The following is a 21,178-nucleotide window of genomic DNA, read 5'->3' as shown; positions in this document are numbered from 1 at the left end:
AATGAAACAAACTACCAATTCCATACTAATGATTCGTCCTGTAGCTTTCAGGATGAACGAACAAACCGCTGTAAATAATTACTATCAGAAAGTTTTAGATGGACTTTTACCGGCAACTGTAAATGCAAAGGCGCAACAAGAGTTTGATGCTTTTGTAGAAAAACTCCGCTATGTGGGTGTTGATGTAACGGTTGTGGACGATACTTTAAATCCAGATACACCAGATTCTATTTTTCCGAACAACTGGATATCCTTTCACGAAAATGGAGATGTGGCGTTATATCCAATGTTTGCTGAAAACCGTAGGCAAGAGCGTCGAGAGGAAATTTTGGATTTATTAGAAGAAAAAGGTTTCCAAATAGACAATATAGTAGATTATACGGAAGCAGAGGACGATGGTTTTTTCTTGGAAGGAACAGGAAGTTTATTGCTTGACCGTGCTAATAAAAAAGCCTATTGCGCTTTATCGCCACGTGCTGATGAAGAATTGTTTATTGAATTTTGTGAAGATTTCGATTTGGCTCCGATAATTTTTGAAGCTTTCCAAACCGTAAACGGAGAGAGAAAACTGATTTATCATACGAATGTAATGATGTGTCTGGGAGAAACTTTTGCAGTGATCTGTGCAGATTGCATTGATGACAAGAAAGAACGTAAAATGGTGTTAGACAACTTGAAAGAAGACGGAAAAGAAATTATTCTGATTACAGAAGACCAAGTAAACAATTTTGCAGGAAATATGCTTGAAGTGAAAGGTGCAAACGATAAGCGATACCTGATTATGAGTGCCGCAGCGCATCAGAGTTTGACTGAAAAACAGATTGCTCAACTTGAGAAACATGCAGAAATCTTGAGTTCAAGTCTTGATACCATTGAAGCTTGTGGTGGTGGAAGTGCAAGATGTATGATGGCTGAGATTTTTCTTCCGAAGAATTAAATATTTTTTATATTATAAAAATGAAAAACCCGAAGATTGTGTTCTTCGGGTTTTTTATGGTTTAAGGTTTTAAATCTTTGTGACTTTGAGCCTTTGCGACAAAATTTTATTCAAGTAAATTCAAAAACTTTAGTCCAAAGACAACACCATCTCCAATATATCCGTTTTGATACGAACGAACATAATCAACTCGCAACAGTTTGAATTTTCCAAAACCCAAACGATCCAAACCAACTGAAAATTCCTGATACGGTTTTTTATCGGCTGTAGCCAAATTATGAAAGCCTAGGATAAGTGTTGTATTCAATTTGTTCAATAACGGAATTTTATTCATAATAAAGCCATTGTCATTGTGCTCAAAGTGCGATTCAAAGTAGGATTTGTTTGTACTGTTTGCATAATACGGCATCAAGTTGAATACATTCAAATATCGATCGGCAGTTCCAATGTGTGTTTGGTTTCCGTTGAAATGTTTGTAATCGATAAAAGAAATATTGTCAGCATCAAAAAACTTTCCACCTTTCAAATTCATCGAAAGTGTTCCTTTATTTCCTAATGTTTTGTCATAATAAAGTGAACCTGAAACTGCGTGAAATTCATAGGATTTATCCGTTGCGGCAAATGCTTTTTCGTAGTTGAAAGTCAATGTTGGATATTTGCCGTTTCTAATATTGAATTTTCCATCTGGCCTTGAAATGTATTTTTGTCCGAAATTAATTCTACCAAAAATAGATGCTTTCACCAATTGATGTTGCTCAAAAGGAGCGTTCAAATAATTATCTGGCGCTAACGGATTGTTCGAAGTAAACAAATCGCTGTCTTTAATAATTACATAATCGGTATTGTTGAAAAGTGGTTTTCGCTGTTCATATTCTAATTTTCCATTTAAATACAAACCGTTTGCCACGTTCTGGCCGTAATTGATTTGGGCAAATTCCTTGTTGTATAATTTCATGTAATTATCCTTAAAAAATAAAGAGCTTACTGTGTTTACAATATTAGAAATTGGATTAGCATTGTTAAACTGACTTACGGAACTTCCTCCAGCAACAGAGATAGCAGCATAATTCTGATTATTGAATCGGTGATAATAACTTCCCATCACACGCAATCTGTCTTCCGCAAAGCCATAATTAAAAACAGAATTGATATAGGTGTATTTTCCATTTTCTTCATTCCACTTTCTGAAAGAGAAACCCGAATTTAAATTCCATCCTTGAACGGTGTTATAACTAGTTGAAGCCAAATCAGATATTCCAGCGTAATTGAAAGACCATTTATCCATCGATTTTTTATAGGTATAACCCGTGATAATATCAAATATTTTAAACTTATTTCCCTTTGCATCAATTGAGTCCAAGTACTTTTCTGATTTTCTTAATGTTTGTAAGCTATCTTTTTTTACATAATCATTACTTTCTTCCAAAGTCAAGGGAACTGGTCGGTAGGCATTCCAATAAACCGAATCCTTTTTATTGGCATTTTCTTCAAAACTCAGGATTTCATTGGTAAATGTTTTCTTTTCGAATTTATCCGGAAACTCATAATTGCTGAAAACGTGCGTAAACTTTCCAAGGAATTTAACCCCAAAAGCACCTGCTGTAAATTCTAGGCTTTGAAGATTTTTAGACCAAACATGTGTAGTTTTATTGTAGTTGTAATTTTGTTTCAAATTCATCACATCCATAAAATCTTGGTGAGAGCGATAACCTTTCACATCAACATCAACACCATAGATAGCCCAGGAATCTTCTACAATATAGATGTAACCTTCAAAAACAGGCTCTCTGTCTCGTCTTGGAACGATCTTGATTTTATTGATCATTTGGTTGTTTTCGTCCTGGAAAGTTCCTTCCAATACATATTTGTAATAGCTGAAAGCATTGTCGGCAATCGGCGAAATCATATTAGTGCCGAAAGAAACTGTATTTTTGTAGAAATCAAAATTGGTTCCTCGGGCAGAATTATAACTGAAACCATTATCGTTTCCGCTGATTTTGGACGCAATAATCTTCTCTTTGAAATTATCAGGCTTCTCATACATGATTTTTGAAACCGTTTCAGAAAGATAAACAATGCCACTACCGGTTGAATCTAACGTTCCATCCATGTTACCAATCTCTTGTCCCATAAATTTCTTCGGAACATTTTTTAGCTTGAACAAACCACGGGAATAAAAATCTGCCTTAAAGCGGGCGGTGTTGTCGGCATTGTCTTTCTTGGCGGCGATGGCTTTTCGGATAACCGCATTTGCTGGATTTTCCTTTGTATTGATCACTACTTCTGAAAGTGAGATGTTTTCCTCTTCCAATTTAACATCTAGGACAAACGGAAATTTATCAATTGTAATGTTCTTTTTTAGCGTTTTATAGCCAAGATATTGAAAGATGATAGTATGTTTTCCGGTTGTCCTTACGTTCAATTCGTATTGTCCAACTTCATTAGATGAGGTTCCGTTATAAGTGTTTTCAACAAAAATAGAAACTACAGGTAGGGGAAGGTTCTTTTCGTCGGTAACAGTTCCTTTAATTTGTGCAAAAATCGTAAAGCTGGAAAAGAGCAAAAAAAGAGTAGAGATTTGTTTCATTGTATATTGTTTTAAGGTAAGACGAATATATCAATAGAAAGGTTGCATCTACAATCTAATTAACACGATTTTACATATTTTTTGAAAGAATTATGAATTTCAATAATAATTTTAAAGAAAGGATTGAAGGGCCAAATCATAACTTTGCAGGCCAAAACCAAGGATGACACCCTTTGCATTCGGAGAGATATACGACTGATGCCTGAATTCTTCTCTTGAGAAAGTATTAGAGATATGAACCTCAATAACAGGAGTAGTAATGGCTTTTACTACATCTCCAATTCCAATTGAAGTATGAGTGTAAGCAGCGGCATTCAATATTATTCCGTCATAAGAAAAACCAGTTTCCTGTATTTTGTCGATGATTTCACCTTCAATATTACTTTGAAAATAATCGAGTTTTACCTCAGGAAATTTCAATCTCAATTGATTAAGATAATCTTCAAAAGTTTGACTGCCATAAATTTCAGGTTCTCTTTTGCCTAAAAGATTGAGGGTTGGTCCATTGATGATAATGATTTGCATTTTCGTTTTTTGTAAAAATAGTGAAATTGAAGTTTTGTACAATAAAAAAGCCGTTCCAAATTTGAAACGGCTTTCCAAAAATATTCCTTGTAATTAGAATTTTAATCCTACTGAAAGCTGTATTACTTGGTTCGTAACCTTTGCTTCTTTTGAAGTGTCTGTCAAACCTGCAACATATCTTGCTTGCAAGAAGATATTGTTAGTAACATCAAATGCTAAGCCTCCAACTGCTGCAAAATCGAATGATTTAGTTTCAAACTGGGTTTCCACACTTGGTGCGCTATCATTTACAAGAAATGAAAATTGAGGACCTGCTTCTAAACTCAGCTTGTCTGAAATTAAATAAAATTTTGCTAATACTGGAACAGAAATATAGTCCAGTTTAAAATCGCCAGCACCTTCTACTTTTGTTCCTTGAGAAGAATACATTACCTCTGGTTGTACTGAAAAATTTTCAAATACATTAACTTCTAGTAGGGCACCAACGTGAAAGCTTGTTAGATTATCTCCTTCAAATCCTTCTCCATCGAGTTTTGCAAAGTTAGCTCCAGCTTTAACACCGAAATCAATACCTTGTGCATTCATACTTGTCGAACCGGCAATACATAAAATTGCCATTAAAAATAACTTTTTCATAATAGGGGTTGTTTAGTTTGATGTAAAATTAATGTAATAACTTCTTACAAATTATAAAAATTACATTAAAAAATATTAAAATTTCAACTCAATTGTTTTTAACTATAACGTTATAGTAGTATCAACAATTTGAATTTGTTTTTATGGTTTATTAACAATTAATTCTGCAAATTGAATGTGAAAATTATTTTTGTTCAGTTTTTATAGGCTATTTGGGATAATAAAAGGTTTCTTGTGTTTTAAAAAATGTTGATAACTTTGTTAATAACTGAAAAACATTTAAAATAGAGTTAATAAGAAATTAATATAAATTTGATTAAACAATTTTAAAACAATTAACATGAAAAAAGTTATTTTATCTGCATTGGCCGTAATGACATTCGGCTTTGCTAACGCACAGGAAGGAAATGGTAACGGTGGATTCTCTAAAGGGTCTATGTTTGTTTCTGGAGCTTTCTCTATTGGTTCAGAAAAAACAGGCGAGGAGAAATCATCAGGATTTGAAATCGAGCCTAAATTTGGATACTTTGTTTCTGATAATATCGCAATTGGCGGTAAATTAGGTTATGCATCTGTAAAGTCTGAAGATGGCGGAGTTGATGTTGCAGATAACACAGCATTAACAGTTGGTGCTTTTGGTAGATATTACTTCACACCAGCATCGCAATTTTCTTTATTTGGAAACTTAGGCTTGGATTACAGAAGTATTGATTATAAATTAGAAGATGCTCAGGCTAAAGAAATTGGGGTGAACTTAGGTTTAGGTTTAAGCTATTTTGTATCTAACGACTGGGCTATCGAGGCAACTTGGGCTGGTTTAGGATATACTTCTAACGACAATGGAGGAGACGGTGCTGAAAAAACAAATACTTTTGGTTTAGGTGCTGATTTGAGAGCAATCTCTTTTGGAGTTGTTTACAAATTCTAATTTCAACTTATCGATTTAAAAACCACGCAAATTGCGTGGTTTTTTTATTCCCAATTATTCTCGTTCTTTGTGGTATGAGTTGGAAATCTTTTCTGAAAAGCTATCAGTCGTATTTGAAGATTGAAAGAGGATTATCGCAAAATACAATCGATAATTATTCTTTTGATATCGAAAGATTGTGCGCTTTTTTGGATACGAATCAAATTAAGGTTTCCCCTGAAAAAATTGCTGAAGAAACAATTCAGCAATTTATTTATGAAATTTCAAAGCAAGTAAATCCAAGATCTCAGGCAAGGATAATTTCAGGATTGAAAAGCTTTTTTAGCTATTTGATTTTTGAAGATTACAGGACTGATAATCCTTTAGAATTAATAGAAACTCCACGGATAGGGAGGAAATTGCCGGATACTTTATCTCTTGAAGATATTGACAGGCTGATTGATGCGATCGATTTGAGTTCAAATGAAGGCGAGCGGAACCGTGCAATGTTGGAAACGCTTTACGGTTGCGGACTCCGAGTTTCGGAACTTACGGAACTCAAAATTTCCGATTTGTTTTTTGATGAAGGTTTTGTGAAAATTACTGGAAAAGGCAACAAACAAAGATTTGTACCCATTAGTAAACTCACTGAAAAGTACATTCAGATTTATAGAAATACTGTAAGAAATCATTTGAACATACAAAAAGGCTATGAAGATACCTTATTCCTAAATAGAAGGGGAAAGCAACTTACAAGGGCCATGATCTTTACAATAATTAAAGATTTGGCGGTAAAAATAAATCTTAACAAAGTCATCAGTCCGCATACTTTACGGCATTCTTTCGCAACACATCTTCTGGAAAATGGAGCCGATTTACGTTCCATACAGCTGATGTTGGGGCATGAATCCATTACTACAACTGAAATTTACGTGCATTTAGACAGAAAACATTTGTCAGAAATTATAAACACTTTTCATCCAAGAAAATAATTAGTATGTAAATTTTATGTAAATTTGCATCCGTTTAATAGTAATGTTTTATCTTTTCAAAATATTCAGCCCCAATTAAATAGATGAAGTTAGATAAATTCCCGGATTCGTTTAAGCGTAAAGAAAAGATAATTTTCTACGACAAGCTTTTGTCGCAAATTCCCGACCTGATATTCCAGATGACAATCTCCAAAAAAGGAACAATTAGGTTCCCGTTTTTAAGTGAATCTGTTATAAGTCATTTTGAGCTTACAGATGAGGAAATTGATCAAAATACAATTGAAGTCCTTCAAAAGAAAATCATTTCCGAAGATTTTAATGCTTTTTTAAATTCTATCGAAACGGCAAAACTCAATTTTGAAACATGGTATTTTGAGTTCAGATGTGACCTTCCTGTAAAAGGTTTGAGATGGTTTAGGGTAAATGCCACGAAGGAAGCAAACGCCGATGATTTTGTTTTCTATGGACGTGTTAGCGATTATACCGAAAATGTAAAGCAGGAGTTAAAGTTGAAAATTTCTGAACAGCGTTATGAGTTTGCCTTGGAAGCTTCTTCGGAAGGAATCTGGGATTATAATGTTACTACAAGCCAAGTTTTCTTTTCGTCTCAATCCATGAAAATGTTGGGCTTCGAGGAGCAAGACAAAATCCTTTCGATAGACGACTGGGACAGTAGGATCCATCCAGATGATCTTGAAAAGTATAAAAAAGACATACAATTTCATTTTGAAAATACATTTTCCTTCTATGAAAATCTCCAAAGAGTTTTGACTAATGACGGAACTTACAAATGGATTTTGAGCAAAGGGAAGGTAGTTGATCGTGATTTATTGGGAAATGCGTTGAGGGTTATTGGTACTCATTCTGATATTTCAATGCAAATTGAAAGAGAAAATGAATTGAAAAAGACACTTGAAATCCTAAACGAACAAAATAAAAGATTGTTGAATTTCGCCCATATTGTTTCTCATAATCTCAGGTCGCATGCAAATAATTTCCAAATGTTAATGGATATAATTGAATCGGATGCTGACCAAGATATTAAAGAAGAAAGCCTGATTTATATGAGGACAAATTCTAATGATTTGACCGAAACGATTGAGAATCTTAAAGAATTGGTAGATATTAATTCTGATTTAAAACCCATAAGAGAGCATCTTAACCTATCGCAATATTTAAGAAAGATGATTAATTTATTGAGTGAGGAATTTGCAAGGCATAAGGTGGAAATTAATATCAACATCCCGAAAGACATCACTGTTTATTTCAATCCAGCTTACTTAGAGAGTATTCTATTGAATTTTTCAACCAATGCGGTAAAATATTCTCACTCGGAAAGAACGCCAAAAATTCAGTATGATTTTGAATTGGTCGAAGGTGTAAAGGTACTTTCAATATCCGACAATGGACTAGGAATTGATCTAAGAAGGCATGGAAATTCCCTTTTTGGAATGTACAAGACCTTTCATAAGCATCCGAATTCTAGAGGAATTGGATTGTTTATGTCAAAAAATCAGATTGAAGCTATGGGAGGTAGAGTAGAAGTAGAGAGTGAAGTGAATTGCGGTTCTTGTTTTAAAATTTATTTTAATGAGGATTAGTGTAAGATCTAAATCTGCAGGATCTACTTATCAAGCATAAAAAAAAACGCCTCAATTGAGGCGTTTTCTAATTTCATTTTATTTGGCAATATTTACAGCTCTGGTTTCTCTAATAACTGTAATTTTCACTTGTCCAGGATAAGTCATTTCGGTTTGAATCTTTTGTGAGATATCAAATGAAAGTGAAACTGCTTTTTCATCCGATACTTTTTCGCTTTCAACGATTACACGTAATTCTCTACCTGCTTGAATCGCATAGGCATTTTTCACTCCGTGGAATCCAAATGCAATCTCTTCCAAATCTTTCAGACGTTGGATGTAAGAATCTAAAACCTGACGTCTAGCGCCTGGTCTTGCACCTGAAATCGCATCACAAACCTGAACAATAGGAGAAAGCAATGATTTCATTTCAATCTCGTCGTGGTGGGCTCCAATCGCGTTGCACACTTCTTCTTTTTCACCATATTTCTCAGCCCATTGCATACCTAACAATGCGTGTGGCAAATCGCTTTCTGTGTCTGGAACTTTACCAATATCATGCAGTAAACCAGCTCTTTTAGCCAATTTTACGTTCAATCCTAGTTCAGCCGCCATGATTCCACAAAGCTTGGAAACCTCACGCGAGTGTTGCAGTAGATTCTGTCCGTAAGAAGAACGGTATTTCATTCTACCCACCACTTTAATCAATTCTGGGTGCAATCCGTGGATTCCTAAATCGATTACGGTTCTCTTACCAACTTCAATGATTTCATCGTCAATTTGTTTGGTTGTTTTGGCAACAACTTCTTCGATTCTCGCCGGGTGAATCCTTCCGTCGGTTACCAACTTATGCAAAGCCAAACGGGCAATTTCTCTTCTAACCGGATCAAAGCAGGAAAGAATGATCGCTTCGGGAGTATCGTCAACAATGATTTCTACACCAGTTGCAGCTTCCAAAGCACGGATATTTCTACCTTCACGACCAATGATCCTACCTTTTACATCATCCGATTCGATGTTGAAAACAGAAACGCAATTCTCCACTGCTTCTTCCGTTCCAACTCTTTGAATGGTATTGATGATGATTTTCTTCGCTTCCTGTTGGGCTGTAAGTTTAGCTTCTTCCAAAGTATCTTGGATGTAGGACATCGCACCAGTTTTGGCTTCTGCTTTCAAACCTTCAACCAATTGGTTTTTAGCTTCCTCAGCCGAAAGGCCTGAAATAACTTCAAGTTGTTCCAATTGACTTTTGTGCATCTTGTCAACCTCAAGTTGCTTCTTGTCAAGTATTTCAATCTTAGAAAGATACTCTTTTGTTTTGGCTTCGAAATCGTCGTTTACTTTTTTCGCTTTCGACAATTCGCTTGAAACTTGAGATTCCTTGTCACGGATTCTTTTTTCTACTTCTGCAACCTTTTTATCTCTTCCAAGGATTACTTGTTCGTGCTCTGCTTTTAATTCGATAAACTTCTCTTTTGCTTGTAGAATTTTATCCTTTTTGATATTTTCAGCCTCTAAATTGGCGTCTTTTAGAATTGATGTCGCTTCTTTTCTTGCGTTTTTAATCAAGGTAGAAACATTGTTCTTTTCCATCAGTTTTGCGATGAAGAAACCTCCCGAAATACCTACTATTCCTACGATAACTATAATTAATGTACTGTCCATTTTGTTTTTGTTTTTGTATATAAAAAAAGCCTACATTAGAGTGAATTGTATAAACTCGTAAGGACAAGTTTTGAGCTAACTCGCTGTTCAAGCTTCCGTACTGAAACGGCTTGCTATAGTAACGATGATTTGCTCATTCTAAATTGTTAGTGTTGAGTTTACCAAAATATGAACTAATGTAGGCAGTATTTTAGTCTATGTTTAAGAACGTTTATTTCTCGAGATATTGCGCTAAAAGATTGTTTATTTTTTTTAATCTTTCGTTGGTTTCTGTATTATCCGTGGTTGTATCGATTTGTTTTTGCTCTAATTGTGATGCAAATTGTAAAGCACACATCGCCAAAACATCCTGTTTGTCCCTCACGGCATAATTTTCTTCGAATTGCTTGATCATAATATCAATTTTTTTAGAAGCACTTCTCAGACCTTCTTCCTGCGACATATCTACCGTTAACGGATAAACTCTGTCTGCAATTGATATTTTAATTTTAAGCTTTTCGTCCATACTTACTAATCGGATAACTGTGCAATACAGTAATCAATTTCACGAATTAATGAATTTATCTTAAGCTTTGTATCTCTTTTATTTTCTTCACTGCCCAGTAACGAATTGGCCATCTTGAGTGTGTTATACTTTCCTTTCAAGGTTTCAATCTCACGAGACTGATTTTGTATGATGGTTGCCGATTTTTGCAATTCGTCTTGTAGCTCCTTCGAAGTCTTCTCTAAATTATCCAATTTAGCAAAAAGTTTCGAAAGTCTATTCTCAAGAGTATCAACAATTTCCGCAATTTCACTCATTGACGCAATATTTCGTTACATAATCTACAAAGTTAATATTCCTATTTTATTACACAATGTTTTTAATTGTTTTTTACGAAATTTAATGCTTTTTACTATAATAATTTGAAAAATAGCTAGTTATAATTTGAACTATTTCTCGGTTAGATTGTGACTTTTTTTTATATTAGCAAAAATGTTTGTTATGACTTTACGATTGCTTTTTTTACTATTAGCCATACCGGTTTTTTCTCAGAATTATCCAAAGGATTATTTTAAATCACCATTAGATATCCCGCTTCATCTTTCAGGTTCCTTCGGCGAATTGAGAAGCAACCACTTTCATACCGGTTTGGATTTTAAAACCCAGCAAAAAGAAGGCTTGAATGTTTACGCTTCCGCGGAAGGCTACGTTTCGCGTATAAAAATTTCAACTTTCGGTTATGGAAAGGCAATTTACATTACCCATCCAAATGGATATACAACAGTTTATGGTCATTTGAAAAAAGCTTCTCCTACAATTGAAGCATACATCCGTGACAATCATTACAAAGAAGAAACCTACGAAATAGAAATGTTTCCAAAGCCGGGAGATTTGCCAGTAAAGCAAGGTGAACTTATTGCATTTTCCGGAAATTCGGGAGGATCCGGCGGTCCGCATCTTCATTTTGAATTTCGTGACACGCAATCCGAAAAACCGATCAATCCTTTGCTTTTTGGTTTTGATGCTTTGATAAAAGATACCAAATTACCAGCAGTTACAACATTGATGGCATATCCTGTTGGAGAAAACTCAAGCGTAAACCAATCGCTTCAACCTATTACCCTGAACATTTCGCTTCAGCCCGATGGAAGCTATGTTTCCGAAAAAGTAGCGGTCAACGGAAAAGTTGGTTTTGGAATCAGTTCCTACGATATGTTTGATTTCAATTACAATAAAAACGGACTTTATAAAGTGCAATCGTATTTAAATGGAGTTCCGCATTTTGGTTATCAGTTCGATACTTTTGCTTTCGACGAAAGTCGTTACATCAACGCATTGCTTGATTTTTATCGATTTAAGAGAATGGGAGTGCGCATTCAGCAGTTATTCATGACCAATTCTTATCCGTTGAGTTTAATCAAAACCAACGAAAATTTGGGTGTGATAGAAGTAAAACCGAACCTTACCAATAATTATCGAATTGAAGTTTCAGATTTTAATAACAATAAAGTTGTGGTTAGTGTTCCAATTCAATATTCGCCCAACCAGCCAACAATTGCAAACAATATCAAGAAAACGGATTATTTCCTGAAAGCCAAAAACGACAATATTTACAAGAAAGACAATATGTCGGTTTTTGTTCCGGCCGGAACTTTTTATGATGATTTCTATCTAAATTTTGATGTAAAAGATGATACTTTGACTTTTCACGACGAATCGGTAGCGGTTCATAATAATTTTACCGTAACCATCGAAAACAATAAATTTACGCCAGCTGAAAAGGAAAAAATGTTCATTGCTTCAGTTGAAGGGAAAAGGTTGAGCTTTAACTTTACCAAAATAAAAGACAGCGTTTTTACATCCTACACTAAAAATCTTGGAAAATTTGTTTTGGCAAAAGATACTACGGCGCCAAGAATCACTCCTGTAAACATCAAAGAAGGAAAATGGTTGAGCAACCAAAGCAATTTAAAATTGACTATCAGCGATAATTTATCGGGAATTAAAACGTTTAGTGGTTATCTGAATGGGAAATGGGTTTTGTTTGAATACGATTACAAAACCAAGACAATCGTTCACGAGTTTGAGGAGAAGTTTTTAGCCGAAGGTCGAAACGATTTAAAAGTGGTCGTTACAGATAATGTTGGAAATTCTACTATCTTTGAAACTCATTTTTTTAGAAGTCAAAAAAAATAATAAAAAGTCCTCTTGAAAACACAACATACCTTATTTACTCTGTTTTTTTTTCTTTTTAGTTTTACTGCTTTCGCACAGACGGCAAGGATTCAGGGTGTAATTCTTGATGAAAATAACAAGCCTGTAGAAAATGTAAACGTTACGTTTTCGAACGGTTTTACTGCTTCGGATAAAAACGGCTACTATGTCTTATATGTTCCCGCAAATGAAAATGTTACGATTGTTTTCAGTCATATAAACTTAAAAAAAGCTACCCAAGTTGTGAATCTGAATACAAATGAAAATTTTGAATTCAATCCTATTTTAAAGTCAAATGCTGAACAATTGTCTGATGTTGTCATCAATACAAAAAGTAGAAAACGTTCGCAAGGCCTTGAAAACATTGATCCGGCTACTATTAGGAAAAATCCATCCGCAAATCCTGGAGTAGAAAGTATTTTGAAGACTTTCGCAGGTGTGAGCGGAAATAATGAGTTGAGTAGCCAATATAATGTGCGTGGTGGAAATTATGATGAAAACTTGGTTTATGTAAACGAAATCGAAGTGTACCGTCCTTTCTTGATTCGTTCAGGACAACAAGAAGGTTTGAGCTTCACCAATACCGATATGGTTGAAAATGTTGATTTTTCAGCAGGTGGTTTTCAAGCAAAATATGGTGATAAATTGTCGTCTGTTTTAGATATAACGTATAGAATTCCAAAAGGATTTGGCGCTTCGGCCGAAGCCAGTTTTCTTGGCGGAAGTGTTGCGGTGGAAGCTGTTTCTCCTAATCAAAAATGGACAAATATTACAGGAATCCGTTACCGGGACAACAGTCTTTTGGTGAACAGTCAAGAAACGGAAAGCAATTTCAGACCTTCATTTGCGGATGTACAAACCTACTTTACTTACACGCCTTCTACAAAATGGCAATGGAGTTTTCTAGGGAATGTTTCACAAAACAAATACAGCTATGAGCCTTTGAGCCGTCAGACGAATTTTGGAACAATTAGCGATCCGATAGCTTTGTTGGTTGTTTACGACGGAAAAGAAAAAGACGAATACCGTACTTTTTTTGGAGCTTTCAAATCGGTTTATCAGGCAAATGAAAATAATACATTTAAGTTTATAGGTTCGGCTTATCATACGACAGAACAGGAATACTTTGACATTTTTGCACAATATCGTTTGGGTGAAGTCAATACCAGCATTGGTTCTGACGATTTTGGAAATGTAGATTTCTCAGAAGGAATCGGTTCTCAGTTGAATCATGCCCGAAATGATTTGGATGCCTTGATTGTAAATGCCGAAGTAAAAGGTGTGCATCAGATAGAAAAAAACACAATCGAATGGGGTTTCAAGTACACTCGTGAAGATATCAGAGACAGGATCGTAGAGTGGGAAGTAATTGATTCTGCCGGTTTTTCATTGAATCCTCCGAAATTTGAATTACCTGTTAATGAACAACCTTATAATCCGTATGTTGGGCCGTTGGTTCCTTATCAGAATGTTAGAGCTACAAATTATGTAAAAATTGACCGTCTTTCGGGTTATATGCAGTGGAGCCGAAAAGATGAGATTGGTGATCACGAAGTTTGGTACAATGCGGGTGTAAGAGCTCACAATTGGCAGGTTTCTGGTGATGATTTAACTGGAAAAAGCCAAACTACATTCAGTCCGAGAGCTTCTATCGCCATCAAACCGGATTGGGATAAGGATATGGTTTTCAGGCTTTCGGGAGGATTGTATCATCAACCGCCTTTTTACCGCGAGTTGCGCGATATGAACGGTGCTGTTAATCCAGATGTAAAGGCACAGCAGTCGTTTCATATTGTTTTGAGCAATGATTATAGTTTTAAAATGTGGGATCGACCTTTTAAATTGGTTTCAGAAGCTTATTATAAATCACTGACAGATGTAAATCCTTATACGTTAGAAAATGTCAGAATTCGATATGCTGCCAATAATAACGCAAAAGCTTTTGCCCAAGGTTTGGATTTGAGATTGAACGGTGAATTTGTTCCTGGAACTGAATCTTGGTTGAGTTTTGGTTATATGAAAACCGAAGAAAACATTGATAATAAGGGTTTTATCGCGCGTCCAACCGATCAGCGATTGAAATTCGGGATACTTTTCCAGGATTATATGCCGAACATTCCAAGTGTCAAATTATACTTGAATTTGGTTTACAATACAGGTTTGCCAGGAGGTTCGCCGTCTTATGCTGATCCTTATGCCTATCAGTTGCGTTTGCGTGATTACCGTCGAGCGGATGTTGGATTTTCGTATGTTTTAACAGATAATAATGCCAAACGACCGGAAGGGCATTGGCTGAAAAGATTCAAAGACTTATCATTTGGTTTTGAAATCTTCAATTTATTTGATAACCAAAACGCCATAACAAACACTTGGGTACGAGATGTTTATTCGAAAAATCAATATGGTGTTCCTAATTATTTGACGACAAGGGTTTTCAATTTGAAACTATCAGCAAGGTTATAAATACGTTAATACTAAAAGAAAGTTTTAAAAATCACTATATTTGAATAGAATTCTGATGACTATGAAAAACTTAAACATACTATTGGCTGGGTTTGCTGTTTTGGCACTGACAAGCTGTAAGGAAGAGGCGGAAACTCCTAAGGTTACCTATGAAAAAACTTCAACTACGGAAGCAAAACCGCAACCAATCGATTCTTCTCAGATAGAAATTGCCGACTTGCCAATTCAAATGGAAGGAACAAAATATTTGATTCATCCAATTGGAGATTATAGGGTTTACGAAGGTAGAGCAAAATCAAGCTATGGTTCTTCTAATACCGATAAAGTAAGCTTTTCGATTTCGAATTACAACCGATTTGAAATTACAGGATTTCTTCAGAATTTGAAATTCCAACACGTTGATTCAACTGAAATCAGACCGCTAACGGATAAGAAAATGGTGATTCAAACGGCAAGTTATCTGAATACTATTTTTGAAAAAACCAAGCATCAACTTTTAGTATATTCCGTTGCTGATATGGATACCAATAAGGACAATAAATTAGATGTAAGTGATATCAAGTCATTGTACATCAGTGATATCAGCGGAAAAGATTTCACAAAGCTTTCGCCGGATATGCAGGAATTGATTGATTGGAATTTGGTAGAATCGAAAAATCGTCTTTACTTTCGAACAATAGAAGACACCAACAAAAATGGTCAGTTCGACAAAAACGATGTAATACTTTATTACTATGTAGATTTATCTAACAAGGATTGGAAACTGGAAAGCTACAAACCAGTTTAAGGAATTATTTTCAGAAGATTTAAGTCTAGAAAAAATATTCAAAAAGACTTACAACCATCGAAACTAATAAAGAAACCAATTTAATAATTACTGAGATCATCTTGATTGTGTTTTTAATTTAAACAAATGTAAGTCAACTCATTTGATTAAAATTGTAAAAATGTAATCATTGTGTAAAAAGCCAATTTATTTTTCCATTTTGGTGGGAAGTGATGTTCTTAAAAAAGGCTTTTGGTGTTAAACCAGTCAATGATTTGAAGTCTTTTATCAGGTGGGATTGGTCGTAAAAGAGCAAGTCATTGCTTAAAGTTGTTAGATTTTCACCAGAATTTTTATATTCAATTTTAGATTTCAAGGCTTCCCTGAAGCGTTGGATTTTCTTAAATTCAGAAGGCGTTTTGCACAAATGTGTTTCAAAATGTTTGCTTAGATTTTGCCTGCTGGTCTTGTATTTATCGGCCAATTCTGCTACTGAATAATCATTATTTACGTTTGTCAAATCTTCGATGACTCTATGTAAAAAGGTGTGGCGGAAAGGTGTCAATTTCGAGAGCCAATAGTCTTCAATCAAATCCTTTTTGGTTTCTATATCTTTTTCTTTCAAGATAAACTGCATTTTTTCAGTATAATCATCATAAGGAATAAAATTCGAGAAAAAGTCATTCGTAAAATCACATAGAGGCTTATTCAAAAAAGAATTTAATCCCAATGGTTTGAAGTAAAAAGTAATTTCATTGAGTTCGCCTTTGCAAACTACGTGGATTGGTTTTTTGTAATGGCATATTAAATCTGACGAAAACGAATTATTCTTTTTGCCAGTGATAATAGCCTTGTTTTCAGAAAACTCAATCACCGTATCCTGATAAACCGATATAATGCTGAAATTATTCGGAAAAGTAAGGTACTCTACAGTCGGGTCATCTTCTTTTTGGGTAAGAAAATAATAGCCTTCCATATAGGTTTCGAGTAGTTTGTTTTTAGGCTTGCAGAATTCTAGTTTCATCTTGCAGATTTGGTAGAGGTAAATTTAAAGAAATACTTCAATTAATTTGCAATCCACTAAAAATTAAATCAGAATATCACTTTCCAAATCAGATTTTTCGATAGTAAAATCAAACCCAAGTCGTTCTACCAAATCAATCACAAGCTTTTTATACCAATTTTCAGATTTTGGATGAATGTAGATTTTTTCGATAAGATTACAGATGTCAACATCGATTTTTAGTCCGTTGTCAATCTCAAGATGATAAGAAGTCAAATCAGAAATAATACGGATTTCTCTTTCGTATTGAAAACTTTTCCGTTTGAAAAGAAATGGAAAAAAGGTATTTTCAAACGGAATGTATTCTTTTTTGTAGTCGATATAATTCACTTCGCCGATATGTTGTTGGTAGTCATTGTCGGCATTCAAAGCTTTTTGAATTCTGCCCAAAGTAGATTGAATCGCTAATCCTTCACTTTTCTGAGTAAAAATCTGCCACATCGCAAACGACTCGTATTCGTTGATGTGCCAACTGCTGATGACCACATTTTTGCGATGCGTTTTGTAGTATTCTAAAAAGCCGGGATTGTCAATCGAAAGTTTCTTGATTTCCTCGAAAGTCGGTTCGCTGAAAGTACCTTCGTATTGATCCTCAAACTTATCCGAACGCGACATGAACAATTTTCGGTAGAGCAGTAAATCAACAAATTTTGACAAGTCCAAGTATTTCCAAACGATGGTGTCTGGATCTTCGGGAAGTTTGATGGTATTGTCGGCTATATACATATTCTAAAATTACTTATAAAAATGTAAAAACCATTTAAAGATTGAATTAAATAAATAAAAAATTTAGGTTATTCAAAACTCTGCATCATCACCAATTTAGAATAAGTTCCGCCTTTCGCAAGAAGCTCTTCGTGAGTTCCTTGCTCTACAATTTCACCTTTTTGCATCACTACAATTTTATCGGCTTTTTGAATGGTCGAAAGTCGGTGGGCAATTACCACGGAAGTTCTATTTTGCATCATGTTCTCCAAAGCATCTTGAACCAATCTTTCGCTTTCCGTATCCAATGCCGAAGTGGCTTCGTCCAAAATCATAATCGGAGGATTTTTCAAAACAGCTCTTGCAATGGAAAGACGTTGTTTTTGTCCACCAGATAGTTTGTTTCCGCTGTCGCCGATGTTGGTGTCGATTCCCGAGGGTAAATCTTTTACAAATTCGTAGGCATTGGCAATTTTCAAAGCATTGATTACTTCTTCATTTGTAGCTTCTAGATTACCTAATCGAATATTGTCTTTAATGGTTCCGTTGAACATAATGCTGTCTTGCGTTACCAAACCAGTCAAATCACGCAAGGATTTCATTGTTACATCTTTTATATTATGATTGTCGATGAGGATCTCACCATTTTTCACATCATAAAAACGCGTCAAGAGATTGGCGATTGTGCTTTTTCCGCTTCCGGATTGTCCAACCAATGCAACTGTTTTTCCTTTAGGGATTGTCAAAGAAAAATTCTTTAAAACAGGTTCTTCTCCATAAGAGAAATTGATATTTTTAAGATTGATTTCATTCTTGAAGTCTTGTAGTTCAACAGCATCAACTTTGTCTTCGATAGTATTTTCAACTTCTAAAACTTCAAAAACCCTTTCGGCAGCAGCCAAACCATTTTTTACTTGGTAGGATGCTTTTGAAATTGCCTTTGCGGGAGTTAAGATGTTATAAGCCAGACCTAAGTAAACAATAAAAAGTGCACCATTTAATGTCTTGTCTACCAATACTAGGCTTCCTCCGTACCAAAGTAAGATAGCTATTACGACGATTCCCATAAACTCACTCATAGGAGATGCTAAATTATTTTTCTTGCCAATTGAATTGTTTAAATGCAATAATCTATTGATGGAGTCAATGAATGTTTTCTTAAAAAAAGGTTCTGCATTGTAACTTTTCACCACTTTTAATCCTGTGAGACTTTCTTCAACAACCGAAATCAGATAGCCGTTTTCCTTCTGTGCTCGTTGTGATTTTGATTTCAAAGATTTTCCAATTTTTGAAATGATAAAACCGGATATTGGGATAAATACAAAAACAAACAATGTCAGTTCGAGACTGATTTTTAGCATGGCAAGTATCGCGAAAACAATAGTTAACGGTTCTTTTATGATCAATTCCAAAACCATAAAGAATGAGTTTTGAACTTCGTTGACATCGCCTAGCATTCTTGCCATAATATCTCCCTTTCTTTTTTCTGAATAATAAGAAATTGGCAGGTCTATTATCTTGTTGAACATTTTTTCACGTAAATCACGCAGAACGCCATTCTTCAGTTTCATTAAATGTTGCGAAGCGGCATAATTGAAAACATTTTTCAACAAGAATGTCGATATAACAAGGGAAACTGTTAATAATAGCGCATATTCAGGGCCATTTTCTTCCGAAAGTTTTGTGATGTAGTATTGAAGATATTGTTTTCCGTAAGTTCCTAGCTCTAAAATCCCTTCATATTTTGGCAATGCAACGACACGCTCGTTCATTTTGAACAAAACTTCCATTAAAGGAAATAATGCTACAAAGGAAAGAGTGCTGAACAAAGCATATAATACATTGAAAAAGATATTCCAAACTATATGGAAATCATACTTTCTTGCAAAAGGAATTATCTTCTTTATATTTTCATCCATCATTATACTCCTAAATCGGCAATTATATTTTTAATTTTTGAGTCTAATTGTGCTTCAACTTGATTAGCGTTTGCCACATTATCAAGAGGAGCATTTACACTCACATAGAATTTTATTTTTGGCTCCGTTCCACTTGGTCGAGCTGCAATTTTAGAACCATCTTCAGTATAATAAATCAAAACATCTGATTTTGGAATGTTCAAAGTCTCAACTTCATCTGTAAATAAATTTTTCGCAGTTGAATTTTTATAATCTTCTACCATCACGACGCGCTCACCAGCAATTTCCTTCAAAGGATTTGAACGTAGATTTACCATCATCTGGTTGATTTCTGCCAATCCTTCAATTCCTTTTTTAGTCAGTGAAACCAAGTGTTCTTTATAAAAACCAAAATCTACATAAAGATTTTGCAATTCTTTGTAAACAGAACTTCCGTTTGCTTTAGCTTGGGCAGCAACTTCACAGATCAATAATGTAGCAGCAACGGCGTCTTTATCGCGAACGGCATCGCCAACCATAAATCCGAAGCTTTCCTCGCCACCGCCAATAAATTGCAATTCAGGAAAATCCTTGATCATTTTTGCAATCCATTTGAAGCCGGTCAAGCCCACTTTGCATTCAACGCCATAACCATCTGCCAAAGCAAGCATCATTGGAGTTGAAACAATTGTAGAACCAATGAATTGTTTTCCGTTGATTTTTCCTTGTTTTTTCCATTGTTCCAATAAAAATGCCGTCATCAAAACCATGGTTTGATTTCCGTTAAGCAAGGTCATTTTTCCTTCGTTATTTCGAACGGCAACACCCAATCTGTCACAATCAGGGTCAGTTCCAATAACAATATCGGCGTTTAATTTATCGGCTAAAGCCAAAGCCATCGTCAAAGCTTCAGGCTCTTCTGGATTTGGAGATTTAACCGTTGGGAAATCGCCATTTGGTTCGGCTTGTTCCGGAACGATGTGTACATTTTTATAACCAGCCTGTTCCAAAGTTTGCGGTACAGCTTTTATTGAAGTTCCGTGCAACGATGTGAAAACAATGTTCAGATTGTCTTTGGCGGAAGCCGAAGTATCAAAACTTGCATTTTTAATCGATGACTTTACGAAAGCATCGTCAATTTCCTTATCGATGTATTTGATTAGATTTTCATTTGCTTGAAACTTGATTTCGTCGTATTTCAAATCTTCAATAACCTTGATGATTTCGCTATCCTGTGGCGGAACCAATTGTCCACCATCTTCCCAATATACTTTGTATCCGTTGTATTCTGGCGGATTGTGAGAGGCAGTAAGTACGATCCCGGCTTGGCAACCTAGATATTTCAAGGCGAAAGACAATTCTGGAGTCGGACGCATATCTGAAAATAAATACACTTGAATGTCATTAGCAGAAAAAACATCGGCAACCACTTTCGCCAACGTGTTGCTGTTGTGACGGCAATCGTAAGCAATCACGACTTTTAATTTCTTTCCAGGAAAAACTTTGTGCATGTAATTGGCAAGTCCTTGCGTATTTTTTCCTAATGTATATTTGTTGATACGGTTGGTTCCAACACCCATAACGCCTCGCATTCCGCCGGTCCCGAATTCAAGATTTTTATAGAAACTTTCTTCCAGTTCTTTTGGAGAAGAAGTCATCATTTCCTTGATTTTTTCTTGTGTATCGTTATCAAATGTTGGTGTAAGCCACTCATTTACTTGGTCTAAGATATGTTTTTCGATGTGCATTTCAATAA

General features: G+C 35.1%; 17 protein-coding genes and 1 other RNA gene. 7 read left to right on the top strand and 11 right to left on the bottom strand.

Features of this window, described 5'->3' with window-relative positions; all coding sequences use genetic code 11:
* Nucleotide 1: 1 nt before the first annotated feature.
* Nucleotides 2-937: a citrulline utilization hydrolase CtlX gene (ctlX, locus tag ACI6PS_RS05335; RefSeq protein WP_421011520.1), complete on the top strand. Its 936-nt coding sequence runs from the start codon at nt 2-4 to the stop codon at nt 935-937.
* A 106-nt stretch (nt 938-1,043) separates the two neighbouring features.
* Here the strand turns inward: ctlX and ACI6PS_RS05330 are convergent, their stop codons facing one another.
* From ACI6PS_RS05330 to ACI6PS_RS05320, 3 genes are all read right to left on the bottom strand, one after another.
* A complete protein-coding gene (locus tag ACI6PS_RS05330; RefSeq protein ID WP_421011519.1) occupies nt 1,044-3,524 on the bottom strand; it encodes a DUF5686 and carboxypeptidase regulatory-like domain-containing protein in 2,481 nt (826 codons plus the stop codon).
* Between the two features lie 111 nt (nt 3,525-3,635).
* On the bottom strand, nt 3,636-4,049 hold the full coding sequence (aroQ, locus tag ACI6PS_RS05325) for a type II 3-dehydroquinate dehydratase (RefSeq protein WP_421011518.1): 414 nt from the start codon (nt 4,047-4,049) through the stop codon (nt 3,636-3,638).
* A gap of 93 nt (nt 4,050-4,142) precedes the next feature.
* On the bottom strand, nt 4,143-4,685 hold the full coding sequence (locus ACI6PS_RS05320; protein ID WP_421011517.1) for a porin family protein: 543 nt from the start codon (nt 4,683-4,685) through the stop codon (nt 4,143-4,145).
* Between the two features lie 340 nt (nt 4,686-5,025).
* On the opposite strand from ACI6PS_RS05320, the gene ACI6PS_RS05315 reads away from it, so the two are divergent.
* The 3 genes from ACI6PS_RS05315 (at nt 5,026) to ACI6PS_RS05305 (ending at nt 8,185) form a co-directional block, all read left to right on the top strand.
* The gene (locus ACI6PS_RS05315; protein ID WP_421011516.1) at nt 5,026-5,613 is read left to right on the top strand and encodes an outer membrane beta-barrel protein; all 588 of its coding nucleotides are present in this window, start codon (nt 5,026-5,028) and stop codon (nt 5,611-5,613) included.
* A 74-nt stretch (nt 5,614-5,687) separates the two neighbouring features.
* Complete coding sequence (xerD, locus tag ACI6PS_RS05310; protein WP_421011515.1) at nt 5,688-6,584, top strand: site-specific tyrosine recombinase XerD; 897 nt, start codon at nt 5,688-5,690, stop codon at nt 6,582-6,584.
* Nucleotides 6,585-6,667: 83 nt separating this feature from the next.
* Nucleotides 6,668-8,185 carry a sensor histidine kinase gene (locus ACI6PS_RS05305; protein WP_421011514.1) on the top strand — a complete coding sequence of 506 codons (1,518 nt, stop codon included), beginning with the start codon at nt 6,668-6,670 and terminating at the stop codon, nt 8,183-8,185.
* Between the two features lie 78 nt (nt 8,186-8,263).
* Here the strand turns inward: ACI6PS_RS05305 and rny are convergent, their stop codons facing one another.
* The 4 genes from rny to ACI6PS_RS05285 form a co-directional block, all read right to left on the bottom strand.
* The gene (rny, locus tag ACI6PS_RS05300; RefSeq protein ID WP_421011513.1) at nt 8,264-9,829 is read right to left on the bottom strand and encodes a ribonuclease Y; all 1,566 of its coding nucleotides are present in this window, start codon (nt 9,827-9,829) and stop codon (nt 8,264-8,266) included.
* A gap of 51 nt (nt 9,830-9,880) precedes the next feature.
* Nucleotides 9,881-9,987, bottom strand: a non-coding RNA gene (ssrS, locus tag ACI6PS_RS05295) — 6S RNA.
* A 53-nt stretch (nt 9,988-10,040) separates the two neighbouring features.
* Nucleotides 10,041-10,334, bottom strand: coding sequence for a cell division protein ZapA (locus tag ACI6PS_RS05290; RefSeq protein WP_421011512.1), 294 nt, complete (start codon nt 10,332-10,334; stop codon nt 10,041-10,043).
* A 5-nt stretch (nt 10,335-10,339) separates the two neighbouring features.
* On the bottom strand, nt 10,340-10,630 hold the full coding sequence (locus ACI6PS_RS05285) for a hypothetical protein (protein ID WP_421011511.1): 291 nt from the start codon (nt 10,628-10,630) through the stop codon (nt 10,340-10,342).
* Nucleotides 10,631-10,814: 184 nt separating this feature from the next.
* Between ACI6PS_RS05285 and ACI6PS_RS05280 the strand changes: the two genes are divergently transcribed.
* The 3 genes from ACI6PS_RS05280 to ACI6PS_RS05270 all read left to right on the top strand — a co-directional run bounded on the left by ACI6PS_RS05280 (nt 10,815) and on the right by ACI6PS_RS05270 (nt 15,777).
* Nucleotides 10,815-12,509 carry a M23 family metallopeptidase gene (locus ACI6PS_RS05280; protein ID WP_421011510.1) on the top strand — a complete coding sequence of 565 codons (1,695 nt, stop codon included), beginning with the start codon at nt 10,815-10,817 and terminating at the stop codon, nt 12,507-12,509.
* A 12-nt stretch (nt 12,510-12,521) separates the two neighbouring features.
* Nucleotides 12,522-14,990 (top strand): TonB-dependent receptor, encoded by a 2,469-nt coding sequence (locus ACI6PS_RS05275; protein ID WP_421011509.1) that lies wholly within the window; start codon nt 12,522-12,524, stop codon nt 14,988-14,990.
* A 61-nt stretch (nt 14,991-15,051) separates the two neighbouring features.
* On the top strand, nt 15,052-15,777 hold the full coding sequence (locus ACI6PS_RS05270; RefSeq protein WP_421011508.1) for a hypothetical protein: 726 nt from the start codon (nt 15,052-15,054) through the stop codon (nt 15,775-15,777).
* A gap of 166 nt (nt 15,778-15,943) precedes the next feature.
* Here ACI6PS_RS05270 and ACI6PS_RS05265 read toward each other — a convergent pair whose 3' ends face one another.
* The 4 genes from ACI6PS_RS05265 to ACI6PS_RS05250 form a co-directional block, all read right to left on the bottom strand.
* On the bottom strand, nt 15,944-16,780 hold the full coding sequence (locus ACI6PS_RS05265; RefSeq protein WP_421011507.1) for a helix-turn-helix domain-containing protein: 837 nt from the start codon (nt 16,778-16,780) through the stop codon (nt 15,944-15,946).
* Nucleotides 16,781-16,843: 63 nt separating this feature from the next.
* Nucleotides 16,844-17,545, bottom strand: coding sequence for a hypothetical protein (locus tag ACI6PS_RS05260; RefSeq protein ID WP_421011506.1), 702 nt, complete (start codon nt 17,543-17,545; stop codon nt 16,844-16,846).
* A 68-nt stretch (nt 17,546-17,613) separates the two neighbouring features.
* Nucleotides 17,614-19,443, bottom strand: coding sequence for an ABC transporter ATP-binding protein (locus ACI6PS_RS05255; protein WP_421011615.1), 1,830 nt, complete (start codon nt 19,441-19,443; stop codon nt 17,614-17,616).
* Between the two features lie 2 nt (nt 19,444-19,445).
* Entirely contained in the window at nt 19,446-21,170 is a 1,725-nt protein-coding gene (locus ACI6PS_RS05250) for a phospho-sugar mutase (RefSeq protein WP_421011505.1), read from the bottom strand.
* Between the last annotated feature and the right edge of the window lie 8 nt (nt 21,171-21,178).

This window comes from Flavobacterium sp. PLA-1-15, from assembly GCF_049060005.1.
In the GTDB taxonomy this organism is placed as follows: Bacteria; Bacteroidota; Bacteroidia; order Flavobacteriales; family Flavobacteriaceae; genus Flavobacterium.
Note: the sequence above shows the minus strand (reverse complement) of the source record. Positions and strands in the feature narration are given on the sequence as shown.